Source organism: Fundicoccus culcitae, from assembly GCF_024661895.1.
In the GTDB taxonomy this organism is placed as follows: Bacteria; Bacillota; Bacilli; order Lactobacillales; family Aerococcaceae; genus Fundicoccus_A; species Fundicoccus_A culcitae.
On the sequence record NZ_CP102453.1, the window covers coordinates 2,678,738 to 2,694,023 of the forward strand.

At 43.7% G+C, this 15,286-nt stretch carries 10 protein-coding genes; 9 read left to right on the forward strand and 1 reads right to left on the reverse strand.

Features of this window, described 5'->3' with window-relative positions; genetic code table 11:
• Window positions 1-14: 14 nt before the first annotated feature.
• The 6 genes from NRE15_RS12155 (at window position 15) to NRE15_RS12180 (ending at window position 8,488) form a co-directional block, all read left to right on the forward strand.
• Window positions 15-1,802 (forward strand): V-type ATP synthase subunit A, encoded by a 1,788-nt coding sequence (locus NRE15_RS12155; protein WP_313793150.1) that lies wholly within the window; start codon window positions 15-17, stop codon window positions 1,800-1,802.
• Entirely contained in the window at window positions 1,803-3,185 is a 1,383-nt protein-coding gene (locus tag NRE15_RS12160) for a V-type ATP synthase subunit B (protein WP_313793151.1), read from the forward strand.
• A complete protein-coding gene (locus NRE15_RS12165) occupies window positions 3,185-3,817 on the forward strand; it encodes a V-type ATP synthase subunit D (protein ID WP_313793152.1) in 633 nt (210 codons plus the stop codon). Before NRE15_RS12160 ends, NRE15_RS12165 begins: the two co-directional genes overlap by 1 nt.
• Window positions 3,818-5,100: 1,283 nt before the next feature.
• The gene (locus tag NRE15_RS12170) at window positions 5,101-6,513 is read left to right on the forward strand and encodes an efflux RND transporter periplasmic adaptor subunit (RefSeq protein ID WP_313793153.1); all 1,413 of its coding nucleotides are present in this window, start codon (window positions 5,101-5,103) and stop codon (window positions 6,511-6,513) included.
• Window positions 6,488-7,252 (forward strand): ABC transporter ATP-binding protein, encoded by a 765-nt coding sequence (locus NRE15_RS12175; protein WP_313793154.1) that lies wholly within the window; start codon window positions 6,488-6,490, stop codon window positions 7,250-7,252. The genes NRE15_RS12170 and NRE15_RS12175 overlap by 26 nt, the downstream gene beginning before the upstream one ends.
• A 6-nt stretch (window positions 7,253-7,258) precedes the next feature.
• Complete coding sequence (locus NRE15_RS12180) at window positions 7,259-8,488, forward strand: ABC transporter permease (protein ID WP_313793155.1); 1,230 nt, start codon at window positions 7,259-7,261, stop codon at window positions 8,486-8,488.
• 661 nt (window positions 8,489-9,149) lie between these two features.
• On the opposite strand, the gene NRE15_RS12185 is transcribed toward NRE15_RS12180, so the two are convergent.
• Complete coding sequence (locus NRE15_RS12185) at window positions 9,150-11,024, reverse strand: serine hydrolase domain-containing protein (RefSeq protein ID WP_313793156.1); 1,875 nt, start codon at window positions 11,022-11,024, stop codon at window positions 9,150-9,152.
• Between the two features lie 215 nt (window positions 11,025-11,239).
• Between NRE15_RS12185 and NRE15_RS12190 the strand changes: the two genes are divergently transcribed.
• The 3 genes from NRE15_RS12190 to NRE15_RS12200 all read left to right on the forward strand — a co-directional run bounded on the left by NRE15_RS12190 (window position 11,240) and on the right by NRE15_RS12200 (window position 14,992).
• A complete protein-coding gene (locus NRE15_RS12190) occupies window positions 11,240-12,514 on the forward strand; it encodes an extracellular solute-binding protein (RefSeq protein WP_313793157.1) in 1,275 nt (424 codons plus the stop codon).
• A 67-nt stretch (window positions 12,515-12,581) separates the two neighbouring features.
• On the forward strand, window positions 12,582-14,102 hold the full coding sequence (locus tag NRE15_RS12195; protein WP_313793158.1) for a bifunctional metallophosphatase/5'-nucleotidase: 1,521 nt from the start codon (window positions 12,582-12,584) through the stop codon (window positions 14,100-14,102).
• A gap of 83 nt (window positions 14,103-14,185) precedes the next feature.
• Window positions 14,186-14,992: an SDR family NAD(P)-dependent oxidoreductase gene (locus NRE15_RS12200; protein ID WP_313793159.1), complete on the forward strand. Its 807-nt coding sequence runs from the start codon at window positions 14,186-14,188 to the stop codon at window positions 14,990-14,992.
• The last annotated feature ends 294 nt before the right edge of the window (window positions 14,993-15,286 follow it).

Sequence of the window (15,286 nt, forward strand, 5' to 3'; positions counted from 1 at the left end):
TAGGAGGTATATGATTGAAAAATGGAACAATTGTTAGTGTAGCTGGCCCCCTAGTCGTCGCAAGCGGCATGGAAGATGCAGCGGTACGTGATATTTGTCGGGTAGGTGATTTAGGCCTGATTGGCGAAATTATTCAGATTCGTGGCGACCGCGCCAGTTTACAAGTATATGAAGAAACATCGATGGTTGGACCGGGGGAACCTGTTGTTATTACCGGTGAACCCTTATCAGTAGAATTAGGCCCCGGCATGGTTTCCAATATGTTTGACGGTATTCAACGCCCTCTAGAAGCTTTTCGCCTTAAAACGGGCAATGATTATTTAGATCGGGGTGTGGCGATTGACCCCCTTGATCGTGACAAAAAATGGACCTTCACTGCCCAAGTAAATATCGGTGATTCTGTCGTGGGTGGCGATATTGTCGGGGTTGTGCAAGAAACCCCTGTGATTGAGCATCGCGTGATGGTACCCCCTGGGGTCGAAGGTGTCGTCACCAACATCGCCAGTGGGGTATTTACTGTGAAAGATGTGGTTTATAGTTTAGAGACTAAAGGGTCGGGTAAACGTGATTTTACCATGATTCAACGGTGGCCGGTGCGTAAGGGCCGTCCATTTAAACGTAAATTAAGTACGGAGGAAGTTTTGCTGACCGGTCAACGGGTGATAGATACCATGTTCCCAGTTGCCAAAGGTGGAACGGCAGCTGTGCCGGGGCCCTTCGGTGCGGGCAAAACCGTTGTCCAACATCAAATCGCTAAATGGTCGAATGTTGATTTGGTTGTGTATGTGGGTTGTGGTGAGCGTGGTAACGAGATGACGGAAGTTATTGATGAGTTTCCGCAGTTGATTGATCCTAATACGGGGAATTCGCTGATGGACCGAACGATTTTAATTGCTAACACATCCAATATGCCGGTGGCAGCTCGTGAGGCTTCGATTTATACGGGGATTACGATTGCTGAATATTTCCGGGATATGGGTTATTCTGTGGCCATTATGGCGGATTCGACGTCGCGTTGGGCGGAAGCCTTGCGGGAAATCTCAGGTCGTTTAGAAGAAATGCCTGGGGATGAAGGTTATCCCGCTTATTTAGGTAGCCGTTTAGCCGATTATTATGAAAGAGCTGGACGCGTTGTGACTTTAGGTGGGGCGGATGGTGAAGACCGTGAAGGCTCCGTGACAGCGATTGGTGCGGTGTCACCTCCGGGCGGGGATACGTCGGAGCCGGTGACACAAAATACCTTGAGTGTGGTGAAGGTATTCTGGGGTCTGGACAGTTCTTTATCCCAAAGACGTCATTTCCCAGCCATTAACTGGTTAAGTTCTTATTCCTTGGATTCAAAAACCATGAATAAATTTGTGGGTAAAGTATTGAATGTTGATTGGGATGAAATGGTCAATCATACCCGCAATTTACTGCAAAAAGAAGCGGAGTTACAAGAAATTGTGCGTCTCGTGGGGGTTGAATCCTTGCCTGAGATGGACCGCCTGACCTTGTTGGTAAGTAGTATGATTCGTGAAAGTTATTTACAACAAAATGCGTATGATGATGTCGATACTTACACGTCCTTACAAAAACAATATGCCATGTTGAATATCATTTTAACCTTTGAAGCCAAAGCGATAGAAGCTTTGAATTTAGGAGCCTATTTCGATGATATTGCCAAAGGTACCACTGCCCTTCGTGAAAGAATTGGCCGGATGAAATATATTTCTGAGGATAATCACGAGGAGTTTGAAGAGATTTTAAGTGACATTGAATCACAAATTAAATACGTCATCGGCAAGGAGGTCTACAAATAAATGCGTAAAGAATATACAACCGTTACTGATATTGTCGATCCGCTGATGACCGTCACAGGTGTGGAAGGCGTGAAATTTGATGAGCTAGTTGACATTGAACTTCAAAATGGCGAACATCGTCGGGGCCAAGTTTTGGAAGTCGATGGTGATAAAGCCGTTGTGCAATTGTTTGAAGGCTCTTCCGGGATTGTCACGCGCGACACCAAAGCCCGTTTCATTGGACACCCCCTCACACTAAATGTCTCTGAGGATATGATTGGCCGTCGTTTTGATGGGATGGGCCGGATTAATGATGGCGGTCCTGAAATTATTCCGGAAGCTTCCTTAGATATTAACGGTCGAGCAATTAATCCAATCGCGAGAGAGTATCCGGATGAATTTATTCAAACTGGTATTTCGACGATTGATCATTTAAACACCTTAGTCCGGGGTCAAAAATTACCGGTGTTTTCAGGTTCAGGTTTGCCTCACCAAGAATTAGCGGCGCAAATTGCGCGTCAAGCCAATGTGTTAAATTCTAATGATGATTTTGCGGTGGTGTTTGCGGCCATTGGTATTACTTTTGATGATGCCCAATTCTTTATTAATGACTTTACGGAAACTGGCGCCATCGATCGGTCAGTGGTATTTATTAATTTAGCGAATGATCCAGCGATTGAACGGATTGCCACACCAAAGATTGCTTTAACTGCGGCCGAGTATTTGGCTTTTGAAAAAGGTATGCACGTTTTGGTTATTATGACCGATATGACTAACTATGCGAATGCATTGCGTGAAGTGTCGGCTGCGCGGCGGGAAATTCCTGGTCGTCGTGGTTACCCGGGGTATTTGTATACCAACCTTTCTACTTTGTATGAAAGAGCGGGGCGGATTCGGGGTGTCAATGGGTCGATTACCCAAATTCCCATTTTAACGATGCCAGAAGACGATATTACCCATCCGATTCCGGATTTAACGGGTTATATTACTGAAGGGCAAATTTTGTTGTCGCGTGAGTTGCACAACCAAGGCATTGAACCACCGATTGACGTTATGCCGTCATTGTCCCGGTTAAAAGATAACGGGATTGGAGAAGGTAAGACGCGGGCTGATCATGCCGCAACCATGAACCAAATGTTTTATGCTTACGCTCAAGGTAAGGAAGCTAAAGAGCTTTCGGCGGTCTTAGGTGATGCGGCTTTAACGGATACCGATAAGTTGTACTTAGAGTTTACGAATCAATTTGAAAAACGCTATGTGAATCAAGGCTTTAGAACCAATCGTTCGATTGACGAGACCCTTGATTTAGCTTGGGAATTACTGAAGATTTTACCAAGAACCGAATTAACACGTATTCGTACGGAGATGCTTGATAAATATTATCCTGAATCGGGTGATGATTGATGGCTGTATTAAACGTTAAACCCACCCGGATGGAACTTGCGCGCTTGAAATCACAGCTTAAGTTATCTGTTCGGGGACATAAGTTATTAAAAGATAAGCAAGATGGGTTAATGAAAGAGTTTATTATTAAAGTGAAGCAAACCAACGCCTTGCGTTCGGAAGTTATTGGCGAACTAGGGAATGCCATGCAACACTTTGCAGTCGCAAAATCCTTAGTCGATGAGAAATTTATTGAAGAGATTATGGCGATTCCAGCGCAAAGCGTGTCTTTAGATATCGACTATCGGAATATTTTAAGCATCAAAGTGCCAAAGATGTACTTTAATTATAATCAAGCGCCTAAAGGTAAAGTGGATTTGAGTTATAGTTATTTAAACACAAATGCTGAGTTAGATATTGCTTTTGAAGGCTTGATTGATATTATGCCGAAGCTGTTGGAGTTTGCGGAGCTGGAGAAAACCTGTCAGCTGATGGCTGTTGAAATTGAACGAACCCGCCGGCGGGTAAACGCCTTGGAGTACCGAACCATCCCCGATTTGCAAGACACCATTTACTTTATTCGCATGAAGTTAGAAGAGAACGCCCGCGCCACCACGTCGCGTTTGATTAAGATTAAAGAGATGGAAGGGTAGATTTGGAGTAGGTGGGTTGGAGTAGGTGGGTTTGTAGGTTTGTAGGTAAGAGTTGGGAGTCTGTTGTATATCTTAGTAGGATATATGGCAGGCTTTTTTGGTTGTAAGGTGGAAGTAATAGGTAAGTGGGAAGTGAAAAACGGTCATTTCTTAGTTTACGGGAGCGCACACATATTCGGGCATTTGTTGTGAGCGTGATGTGGAGCGCACACATATTGGAGCATTTGTTGTGAGCGCGATGGTGAGCGCACACATATTCGGGCATTTGTTGTGAGCGCGATGGTGAGCGCACACATATTGGAGCATTTGTTGTGAGCGTGATGGTGAGCGCACACATATTGGAGCATTTGTTGTGTGCGCGAGCCCAGGCGCACGCAGGAAATGTCGCTTCTTGTGTGCGTGGGCCTAAGCGGAGAATGTGTGCCCATTAAATAAACTACAAATTAAGCTATTCGGTCATGAAATTAGGTATTTGGTGACCGATTAGCATTATTTAACGTTCGCTCACTTCCCGCTTACTGTAATAGCTAAAATCCGTTATCTAGCTTCTTTTCCTACTTACTCTTACCCAACAAACTTGTTTAATTAATATTATATTGGTATTTTGCCAACGGTTTAACTTCTGAGTGTTTAGAAGTACAAGTGAATCGCCAACAGTTTAACTTCTGAGTGTTTAGAAGTACAAGTGATTTGCTAACAGTTTAACTTCTAAGCCCCCAGAAGTACAAGTGAATCGCCAACAGTTTAACTTCTGAGTGCTTAGAAGTACAAGTGATTTGCCAACAGTTTAACTTCTAAGCTCCCAGAAGTACAAGTGAAACGCCAACACTTTAACTTCTAAGCCCCCAGAAGTGCAAGTGAATCACCAACACTTTAACTTCTAAGCCCCCAGAAGTACAAGTGAAACGCCAACACTTTAACTTCTAAGCACCCAGAAGTACAAGTGAATCGCCAACGGTTTAACTTCTAAGCCCCCAGAAGTTAAAGTGTTCGTCAAATTACTCGGTTAAATGAAGCATAAGTTTTAACAAGTGTTAGCCTTGTAGCATTAATCTACTTTATTGCTTGATTTGGTGGCAAACTTCAGCACAACTAATTATAAGCGCAAGTTATTCGCCCTCCAAACAAATCTAAGCGTTGGTCACTCGCACCCCAGAATGTTCAAACAAAATCCGTATAATTATACTAAAATTTTATAGCTAATTAGGGAGAGATGGGGTAGAATGTAAGAGTAAACAAGAATTTTTTTATATAACAATTACAATCACCGTTAAGGAGTGGCCATGAAGAAGAGGTATTATATTATTGGTATTATTGTAGGCGTTTTAATCATTGCCCTCATAGTTGTTCAAGTGAGTGGGATATTTAATTCACCGGAAGTTGGGAATGAGTTGGCGCAAACGCCGACAAAGGGAGGCGAATTTGGTAATTTTGGAGGACCGAATCAACCTATTTTTGATGAGGCGGGAAATCAATATTATCCGACTTATACGGTTTTTGAACAGGAACCTGTTAGTTTGAGCGGGGTGGCGCAACTAAATACGGACAGTAGTTATTTTTATAATCCGGATTTGGGTGATATTATTGCTGTGCATGTGGTGGACCAACAAACTGTGAAAAAAGGGGATCCTTTATACACTTATAGCAAAGACAACAAAGAACTCCAGTATGAAATTGAAGATAACTTTAGGGCGCAGACGCGCTTGTACAATCAGCGGATTGAGCTGATTGATCAGCTCAGTGAGCTTACATCAAGCTATTATAATTATCAGGGAGATTTATTAGGAAGTTATTGGGGTGAGGACGGGCAACTTTACTATTATGTGGTGGAGACGCTTGGCAAGGGGCAAGGCAGTGGCAAGGGGTCCAATGGAGTGATTGGCGAACCTGAACCGGACCCAGACCCTGATCCTAACAACAATGGGACGGAAGAACCAGTGGATAATAGTGGAGCCATTGACAGCTTGAAAGACCAGATTCGGGAGGTTAATACCCAAATTGAAGATTTAGAAATTGCGATGAGCCGGTTGCAAGACCAAGAAGATGGAGTTATTCTTGCGCAATTTGATGGGAAGGCGTATGTAAATCCTGATGGTAAGACCAATTCGGGGGTGCCTTTGGTTCGTATTGTGAGTGATGATGTTTCAATTACGGGCACAGTGACGGAGTATGAATTCTTTGCTTTAGGCGAGGATCTGCCGGTTAATTTATTTGTGAATGCGGAGAACCGTGATGTGCCGGGAACCATGATTGCCTATGACCGATTTCCGTCAACCGCCACATCGACGGATGGCGATGGCAATAAATCGATGGGTGCGGGGATGACGAATTATTCGACAGGTTCTCAATATGGTTTCACGATTAAGCCGGAAGACTATATTCAACCAGGTTTTTCCGTGAAAATTCAAGTGTTTCTTGCAGGCCTTTCCGTTCCCCAAGAAGCTATCATGGAAGAAGGGCCAGGCAATGCCTATGTTTTTGTTTACCGAGATGGCATTGCGTATAAACAAACGGTTCAACTGAAGCAACAAGGATTGCAACGTGTGGTGACTTCGGGCTTGAATTCGGGGGATATGGTCATTTACCAACCTTATGAATTGCAAGACGGCCAGCCTATCCAAATCGATCAAGACTACTATCAACAAATGATGGATATGCAGATGGGTGAGGATGGTGGCAATATTGGCGCAAAATGATGCCTTAATTCAACTAAAAAACGTAAATAAGTATTACCAAATGGGTGAACAAAAACTGCATGTTTTAAAAAATATCCATTTAGCATTTTACGCCAATGAATTCATTTCGATTATGGGACCTTCCGGATCGGGAAAATCCACTTTAGTAAATATCGTTGGTATGCTCGATAACCGTTTTGAAGGGGAATATTTATTAGAAGGGCAAGCGATTGAAACCTTAAGCGACAATGCTTTGTCGCACCGACGCAACCAGATGGTAGGCTTTGTTTTTCAAGATTTTAATTTGATTATGAATATGTCCGTCAAGGAAAATGTGCGTTTGCCCTTAATTTATCATGGGATGTCGGGGCGGATGACGCAAGCGCCAGTTGAAGAAATTCTGGACAAGTTGGAGATTTTGGATAAAATGAATCATAAACCGACAGAATTGTCGGGTGGGCAACGGCAACGGGTGGCCATTGCGAGGGCGCTGGTGAATCGACCGCGCTTTATTATTGCGGATGAGCCGACCGGAGCGTTAGATACTCAAACGAGCCGGGTGATTATGGATATTTTGGCAAAAATGCATCAAGATGAAGGGGTGACGGTTTTACTAGTGACCCATGATCCCAGCCTTCAAGCTTACGCCACGCGGCATGTAAGGATTGTTGATGGACAAATTCGCGAAGATAAACAAACAGAGGCTAACCATACCATGATAGAAGCACCAACGCCCATCAGCCTTAGCGAAAAGGGGTGAGTGCCGATGATGTTTTTGGAAGTGTTCAAATCAGCCTTTGTCACCTTAAGCCTCAATAAGCGGCGAACCTTTTTAACCATGTTTGGGATTATCATTGGGATTGCTGCGGTTATTACGATCTTGAGTTTAGGTAATGGGTTTGAGCAACAAACCTTGAATGAACTCGCTCGTGATGAACAAGGTCGGCCTAACCAAAATTTCTACTTTAGGGTGCAGGGGGAGAACATCGATTTTGAGACGCTCAATCCATTCAGTGATGAACTCTTGGCAGGCTTGGAAGAGACCTTTCCCTTTGTCGATGAGGTGTCAACCGATGCGGAGATGATGATGGATTTTGGTCAATCGATGACTGTTCAACATGCAGGCAGCGAAAATTATTATCAAGTTGAAATTGCGACGGAAAGTAATTATCAAATACTAGCGGGTCGTAATTTAAGCCAAATGGATTCGGATTATCAAAATCATTATATTATGATTGACGAAATGCTAGCAGCAGAGATATTTAATGGGGTGGAAAATGCGCTCCATCGTTCGTTAAATTTGGATGGCCGCGAGTATACGATTGTGGGGGTTTATCAATCGCCGCCGCTGACAGAAGAACAAGCCCAGGCTATGAGTATGGGCTGGTATGATTTCACGCAAATTGTTTTTCCGGAGGGGACCTACATTCAGCTGTATCCGTCGAATTATTATAATTTTAATATTTACGTTTACTATACGCATGAAACGGATATGCGCCAAGCCAACCTTGAGGTGGCGCAATATCTGCAGGATAACGGCGTTGACGAGACGCAAGGGGTTTATGAATATTACGATTCCACGGAAATGATGGAGCAAGTTTCGCAGCAACTGCGGATGATTACGTATTTTATTTCGGCTGTTGCGGGGATTTCGCTATTTATCGCCGGCGTTGGCGTGATGAACATGATGTACATTTCGGTGTCTGAACGCGTCAAAGAAATTGGTATTCGGCGTGCGATTGGCGCGACGCAAAGTAATATTCAATGGCAGTTTCTTTTGGAAGGGATCACGATTACCACCTTCGGCGGCTTGATTGGCTACGGCTTAGGGGTCGCTGCCGCCTTTGCGATTGCCAACTTCCTGCCCTTTGACGCTGTGCTTGACGTGGGTTCAGCCCTCGTCAGCGTCTTTGTGTCGGTCGGCATCGGCATTGTCTTCAGCGTTTTCCCAGCCCGTTCCGCCGCCCGCAAAAACGTCGTTGAAATCCTTCGTTAACCCAATAAATATCCCTGCTTTTAACGAACTGAACGGGCCACTGCATATTGCGCAGTGGCTCGTTTCGCTTTCCTACTTATTTGGGAGGTTTTAGCTACATAGCGAGGTTTATATGAGGTTATAGCGGGTTTTAGCAGAGTTAAAGCTAGTTTATAACTTCAAACCGAAATTCATACGAAGTTATAGCGGGTTAAAGTTAGTTTATAACTACATATCGAAACTCATACGATGTTAAAGCTAGTTTATAACTACATACCGAAATTCATACGAAGTTATAGCTAGTTAAAGTTAGTTTATAACATCATACCATAACTCATACGAAGTTATAGCAAGTCTTAGCAGAGTTATAACTACTTACCACAACTCATACGAAGTTATAGCAGGTTAAAGCTAGTTTATAACTTCAAACCGAAATTCATACGAAGTTATAGCAAGTTAAAGCTAGTTTATAACTTCATACCACAACCCATACGAAGTTATAGCGGGTTAAAGTTAGTTTATAACTACATATCGAAACTCATACGAAGTTATAGCGGGTATTAGCTTGTTTATAACTTCAAACCGGAACTCATACGAAGTTATAGCGGGTTAAAGCTAGTTTATAACTACATACCGAAACTCATACGAAGTTATCCCCACCTCCCCACCTCCCCATCTCAACTTACACATAATACATCTCCAACACCACGACTAAAATGGTCATCGTCAAGCCCAAAAGCATAAAAAGGGTATAACCGACTTTCCGCCAAGGATGGCCATTTAAGGAAGACCAGTGGCGCATCAAGACGACAACAAAGCCGAGTGGCACGAGTGCAAGCAGGATACTCGCAGCGATATTTATATAAAGGGATGAGACGGGGGCTTCGTAGGAGGCCATTTTGTTGGCGACCCAGAAAATGTTGAGGGCTTGCAGGATAAGGCTGACGGCTAAAAGGGCTTGGTATTTTCGGAGCGGCGTGGCGGCTAGCGGTCGGCCGGCGATTTTGCGGACGAGCCAAGCGATGAGTTTAACGACTAAAACAAGTAGGGACGCCAAGACAGCCACCAAAAACAGCGCCACGACAATGGTTTGAATCCAAACTACCCGGTCGGCCTCTAGCGTTTCGCCAAATGAGCCTGAGACTCTTTTCTGGCCATTTTTTTCTGAAAAACGGCTCAAGCTAACTAATTCGATAGCGCCCAGTTGCATTTTAGACCGCAAGGTATTCGGCGCAATTTCTTCATAGGACACGCTGGCGAGACCCATAAAATTAGCGCCTAAATGATGGTCGTCAATCAGAAATAACGGTGACAAAGTTGATAAGGTGTACATATTCGCGATACCGGTGCGAATCGTGCGGGCGGCATAATATAAACCCGTCATCCGGCCTAAATCGGTCCGCTCCTCGTTGGCCACCATTGCGCCTATTTCGCCAAATACCAAAGCTGGCAACCCATAATTATACACGGTTTCGCTGCCTTGATTGGTCATAATGACCAGCCCCACTTGTGAGACCGGATCAAACAACACATAGGACGAGTACATATTGGTATTTCCGCCGTGCCCCAAAGCCTGCACCGCAAATTCATGCGACCACATGCCGTGATTAACGTAATCAATGTCCGTTCCGGGATAAGTTAAGGTCGGCGTTAACATCTCGGCCAAGGTTTCTTTTCTTTCAAATAAATATCGCCAACCATCAGCCCCTGGAATTAAGGCTTGAATGAAGGTTGTTAAATCCCCGATTGTTCCTGCCGCAGCGCCAGCCGGGTATAAATTCAGATAAAATAAGCCGTCGTTCAGCGGTTCTAAATTAGCATCGTAACCTTGGTTGCTCAACAACTGTTCCTTCACCCATAAATTGTCGGAGTAATCGCCTCTTAAACCCGTTTGTTCCATTCCCAAAGGTTGGAAAATATGCTCATGTACATAATCAGCAAAGGCTTGACCACTCACTTGTTCAACAATAAAAGCCGCTAAAGACGTGGACCAATTGGAATAAGATACAACCTCACCCGGTAAGTAAATTTGATCGGGCTGGGTGACTAAAAGAGCTTCTTCTAAGGGGATGATTTCCGCTTCGGTTGCAGCACTCATTTGAAAAACAGCATCTTCAAAGCCAGCATTATGGTTCATTAAATGGGTCAACGTGATTGGATGGTCGTAATCTAATTGACTAGCAAATTCTTCCGGTAAATAAGTTTTAATATGGGTGTCTAAGTCGACTAAATCTTGTTCCCATAATTGCATCACACTGACCCAAACTAAGAGTTTAGCCACCGAGCCCCATTCATAAACACTCTCTTGAGTTGTATCGGTCCCATCTTCTCGATTCATTAAACCGTGATAGTTTTCATAAATCAGGTCATCTCCGCGAAAAAGCGTTAGCGAAACAGCTGCCGTCGTGTCTTCATGTTCAGCCATATAATTTTCAATGACGGGGCCGATGTCAGCATCAGAAACCCCTGAGGGTAGTGTATTGTCTTGTGCAAAGGCGGATGTTGGAATGACTAAACAGAGTATAAGCAAGCAATATAAAAAGTGATATTTTTTCATAAGGGCTTCCTTTCTTGACCTTGTTGGATTAAGCATAGTATAGCACTAAAAGCGGAACAAAAACCTTCCTTTCGGCAATAAATCCGACCATAGTCTTATGTAAAATTTTTGTAAAGCCACAAAATTTACCTCAAATTAATATCCACTTGCTAAAATTTCAATATACGGCTCACACCCGTCAAAGCCGTAACATACTCATTTAGGAGGCGATTTAATTGAAGAAGGTTAAATTATCTTTAGTTGCTGTTGCTGTTGTCTTGTTATCGTTTGTTAGTAGGTCGGTCAATGTAGCCGCTCAAGACAAGGTTCAAGTGACTTTTTGGCACGCCATGAATGCCCATAATCAAGAAATGATTACAAGTTTGGTTGAGGAATTCAATCAATCGCAAGATAGCATCGAAGTCATCGAACAAAATCAAGGCGACAACAATGCTTTGCACCAATCCATTATGGCGTCAGGTGTTTCACAAACTTTACCAACCATGGGCCAAATTATTGCAGCCAATCAAGCCGAATATGCCACCAATGGCTTATTGTTACCCTTAGAAGGCCTACTAACGGAAGCGAATAACTTCCCAGCGGCTTTATATGACGATATTTATGCTGGTTTTATTCCTGAAGGGACGTTTGAAGGTGAATTATATGGTATGCCTTTTAATAAATCTGTCCGTGTTATTTATGTTAATAACACCTTACTAGACGAAATTGGCGCCGAGGTTCCCACAACATGGGAAGATATTCGCCAAGTCGGTGTGATGTTAGAAGAACAAGGGTATGACATCCCAGCTTTAGGGGTTGAAAACTCATTAAATACCGAATTAGAGTCGATGGCCAGAAGTAATGGCGCAACCTGGATTGCTGAAGATCTTTCAGCCGTGGATATGTCTTCTGAAAAAGCCAGCGAACCCCTTTATTTCTTACAAGAACTAATCAATGCCGGTTATGCGCGGACAGCTGGTGAAGACGGCTTTATGTCAACGCCGTTTGGTAATGGCGCGTCCGTTTTTTACTACGGATCATCCGCTGGTTTAGCCTATTTCCTACCTGTTGCTCAAGAAAACGGTTATGCAATTTCGGCGATTGAAGCTCCAGCCTTTGGCGATGAAAAAGCCGCGATTTTATTTGGAAACAACATCAGCCTTTTCCAAGGTTCGAGTGAAGAAGAGCAAGCCGCAGCCGTTGAATTTTTAGCCTTCCTGTTGCAAGCAGAAAACACCGCACGTTGGGCCATCAATTCGGGTTACCTACCGATCACTCGAGCAGGAGTTGAGACGGAGCTCTATCAAAACCATTTAGCTGAAAACCCGATTTTGGAGGCCGCCACCAACACCCTGGAGTATGCCACTTCATCGCCTGCCTATCCAGGTCAAAGTGAAGTCTACTCCGAGCTAGAAATGGGGATTGAAAATGTTTTGGTCACCGGCGCTGACCCCGCTGAAATGCTCGCCAGCGTTGAAGCCATTGCTAAAGCAGCCCTCGGTTTAGAATAAACCCCTTTAAATAAATATTTCTGGAAAAGGCAGAAGGAATTCTGCTTTTTTCATTGAGGTGAACCTTATGAACCCCCTATTAAGACTTTTAGTCACCGGCGACTTACATGCCCAATATTCAAAAACACGCTACCATAACACACAAACCATTTTAAACACTGCTCAAGCGATTGAAACCCTCAGAAACAAAGATTCCTTGCCAACCATCACCTTAGATTTAGGCGATTTTATGCAAGGATCCATCTTTTCAACCTACAGCAAAGATTTCTTAGGCGACGGTGGGATATTTATTAAAGGGATGAATGCCATCGGCTATGACTATCAGATCCTGGGCAACCATGATTTTAACGAAGGCGCAAATTACTATCAAAAGGTTTTTGGCCAGCTAAACGCCAAAATTCTTGCGGCCAATATTTTATCGAAAACAACCGGAGAGCCTGCTTATGGTCCTCCTTACGATATGATTGAAGTTGGCGGCGTTAAAATTGGTATAATTGGGCTGACTACGTCCATCGTTCCAGCTTGGGAAAATCCACAAAATATCGCTGGTCTAACTTTTTTGGATGCCTTTGAGTGTTTAAAAAAGCACATGCAAAGTTTACGTGCGCAAATCAATATCCTTGTGGTAGCCTACCATGGTAGCCTAGGTGATGGGAGTGTCGAGGATATTGAAAATCAAGGTTTACGGATGTTGAATGAATTAGAAGGTATTGATATTTTGTTGACGTCACATATGCACAAAAATATGAACCAGTTTATAGGTAAAAGCTTGGTCGTTCAAGCCGGTTATGGTGGCGAAGCCGTGGTTGAAGTTTTGCTTAATCAGGATTTAACTTATAGCGGCCAGACTTATCTGACGCATATTTTTGCTGAAAGTGAACGGGTCAGACAGGACATGGAACCTGAGTTTTCGCAAGTGATGCAATGGAAGGATGCGGTTGTCGGTGAGCTTGATTTAGCTATGCCTTACACTGACAGCTTTACCAGTCGCTTATATGGGCATCCCTTTTTAGAAATGATTAATCAAATACAACTGTATGAAACGCAGGCCGATTTTAGTGCGACCACCTTAATCAACGACACCTTTCAAACGTTCACGGGACCCATTAGCAATGAGTTGTTGTTAGAGGCCTTTCCTTTTCATAATAATATTGCAAAAATAGCTTTGTCGGGCTTGGATTTGAAAGCTGCCTTAGAACACAATTTTTCTTATTTTCACTATCAAGAAGGTGCAATTGTCGCGCCAAACGAAAGGGAAGGGGAAAGACCGTCGTATTTAAATTATGATATTTATTCGGGGTTAGAATTAGGGGTTGATTTTTCTAAAGCTGCCGGAAGTCGGTTGATGGAGGTGAAGGATAAACGGACGCAGCGTGCGATTGTGGATGATCAAGTCTACACACTGGCATTGTCGCAGTTTCGCGCTTCGGGTGGTCGTGGCTATGAAGCGTGGTTTAATGTGGACCGGATTCAATCGATTTCCAACGCTTCGCTGCTTGACCTTGTAAGGGCGTTTGTCAAAGGTGACATCAAGTTGGACATGGCGTCGATCAATCAGCATTATTGTCAGATGGCTAGAGAGCCGTGAGGATTCAGCTTAACTATTGGATGTTAAAACCACAATTCTTTATAATAAATATCAAAGGTCATACGAGGAGGAGGAGGAAGCAAATGGCAGAGAATATTCCGAAAGCTGTTCAACAAGCCCTATTAGAGATTGAACAGATGGATATTAAAGAAGAAGTGGCAGATCCGTATAAGATTTTTATTACGGGATCAACGACGGGTGTTGGATTATTGGCGGCTAAGTATTTATTGAAACAAGGCCACCATGTCGTTGTCCATGCGCGTAATGTCGGGCGGGCGGAAGATGTGCGGGCTGTGTTAGGTGGAGAGCTTCCTGTTGTGATAGGGGATTTAGCCCAAACAGCAGAAGTCAAGGAAATGGCGCGGGCGTTGAATCAAATGGGAACATTTGATGTTGTCATCCATAATGCAGGTATTGGCAGTAGCAAAGATATTTTGTTGGTTAATGTTCTTGCGCCTTACATACTGACTTGTTTGATGCATAAACCGCAACAGTTGATTTATACGTCGTCTGACATGCATAGCGGGGGGAGTTTGCGGTTTAATTCGATTTTAGATGGGAAGGGTGTTTCCTACTCGGACAGTAAATTGTTATTACAGACATTGGCTAGTTTATTAGCTAGACGTTGGCAGGGGAAGGTGTTAGTCAATACGGTTGATCCCGGTTGGGTACCGACGCGAATGTCAGGTGGTTCTGCACCGGATGATTTGCATCAGGCGTATGGCTCCTATATCTATTTGATTGAGCAAATGCAGCAAGGTGCACAGCCAACGGGCAGCTATTATTACCATTCGAAGTTGGTGAAAGCTACCCCAGCCTCCGCCGATAAACTAAACCAAGCTCGGTTGGCGGAAGTGTTGGAAGAGGTAACGGGAGTGACGTTGAATTAGTTGGGAATTGAACGGATGGGGTTGGGTGTTGTTGGTGGGGGTAGTGGAGTTGGTGGTCGCCGCTGGTGGCTTGAAAAAGGTCATCAATTAGTGATTTTATTCCTCTGAGAGTTTATCATGGCTAACTTTATTACTCTGAGCTTTCTCATTGTTAACTTCATCTATAGTTTGCTGCCATTTCGAACGCTGTTTTGTAGTTCGTTGAGTGAACGAACTACATTTATATAGTTCGTTGGTAAAACGAACTACATTTATATAGTTCGTCGAGTGAACGAACTACATTTATATAGTTCG

Bases quoted from the DNA above. Each gene is read 5' to 3' on its own strand.
- NRE15_RS12160 (WP_313793151.1), top strand. From the start codon at position 1,803: ATGCGTAAAGAATATACAACCGTTACTGATATTGTCGATCCGCTGATG.
- NRE15_RS12165 (WP_313793152.1), top strand. From the start codon at position 3,185: ATGGCTGTATTAAACGTTAAACCCACCCGGATGGAACTTGCGCGCTTG.
- NRE15_RS12170 (WP_313793153.1), top strand. From the start codon at position 5,101: ATGAAGAAGAGGTATTATATTATTGGTATTATTGTAGGCGTTTTAATC.
- NRE15_RS12175 (WP_313793154.1), top strand. From the start codon at position 6,488: ATGGTGGCAATATTGGCGCAAAATGATGCCTTAATTCAACTAAAAAAC.
- NRE15_RS12180 (WP_313793155.1), top strand. From the start codon at position 7,259: ATGATGTTTTTGGAAGTGTTCAAATCAGCCTTTGTCACCTTAAGCCTC.
- NRE15_RS12185 (WP_313793156.1), bottom strand. From the start codon at position 11,024: ATGAAAAAATATCACTTTTTATATTGCTTGCTTATACTCTGTTTAGTC.
- NRE15_RS12195 (WP_313793158.1), top strand. From the start codon at position 12,582: ATGAACCCCCTATTAAGACTTTTAGTCACCGGCGACTTACATGCCCAA.
- NRE15_RS12200 (WP_313793159.1), top strand. From the start codon at position 14,186: ATGGCAGAGAATATTCCGAAAGCTGTTCAACAAGCCCTATTAGAGATT.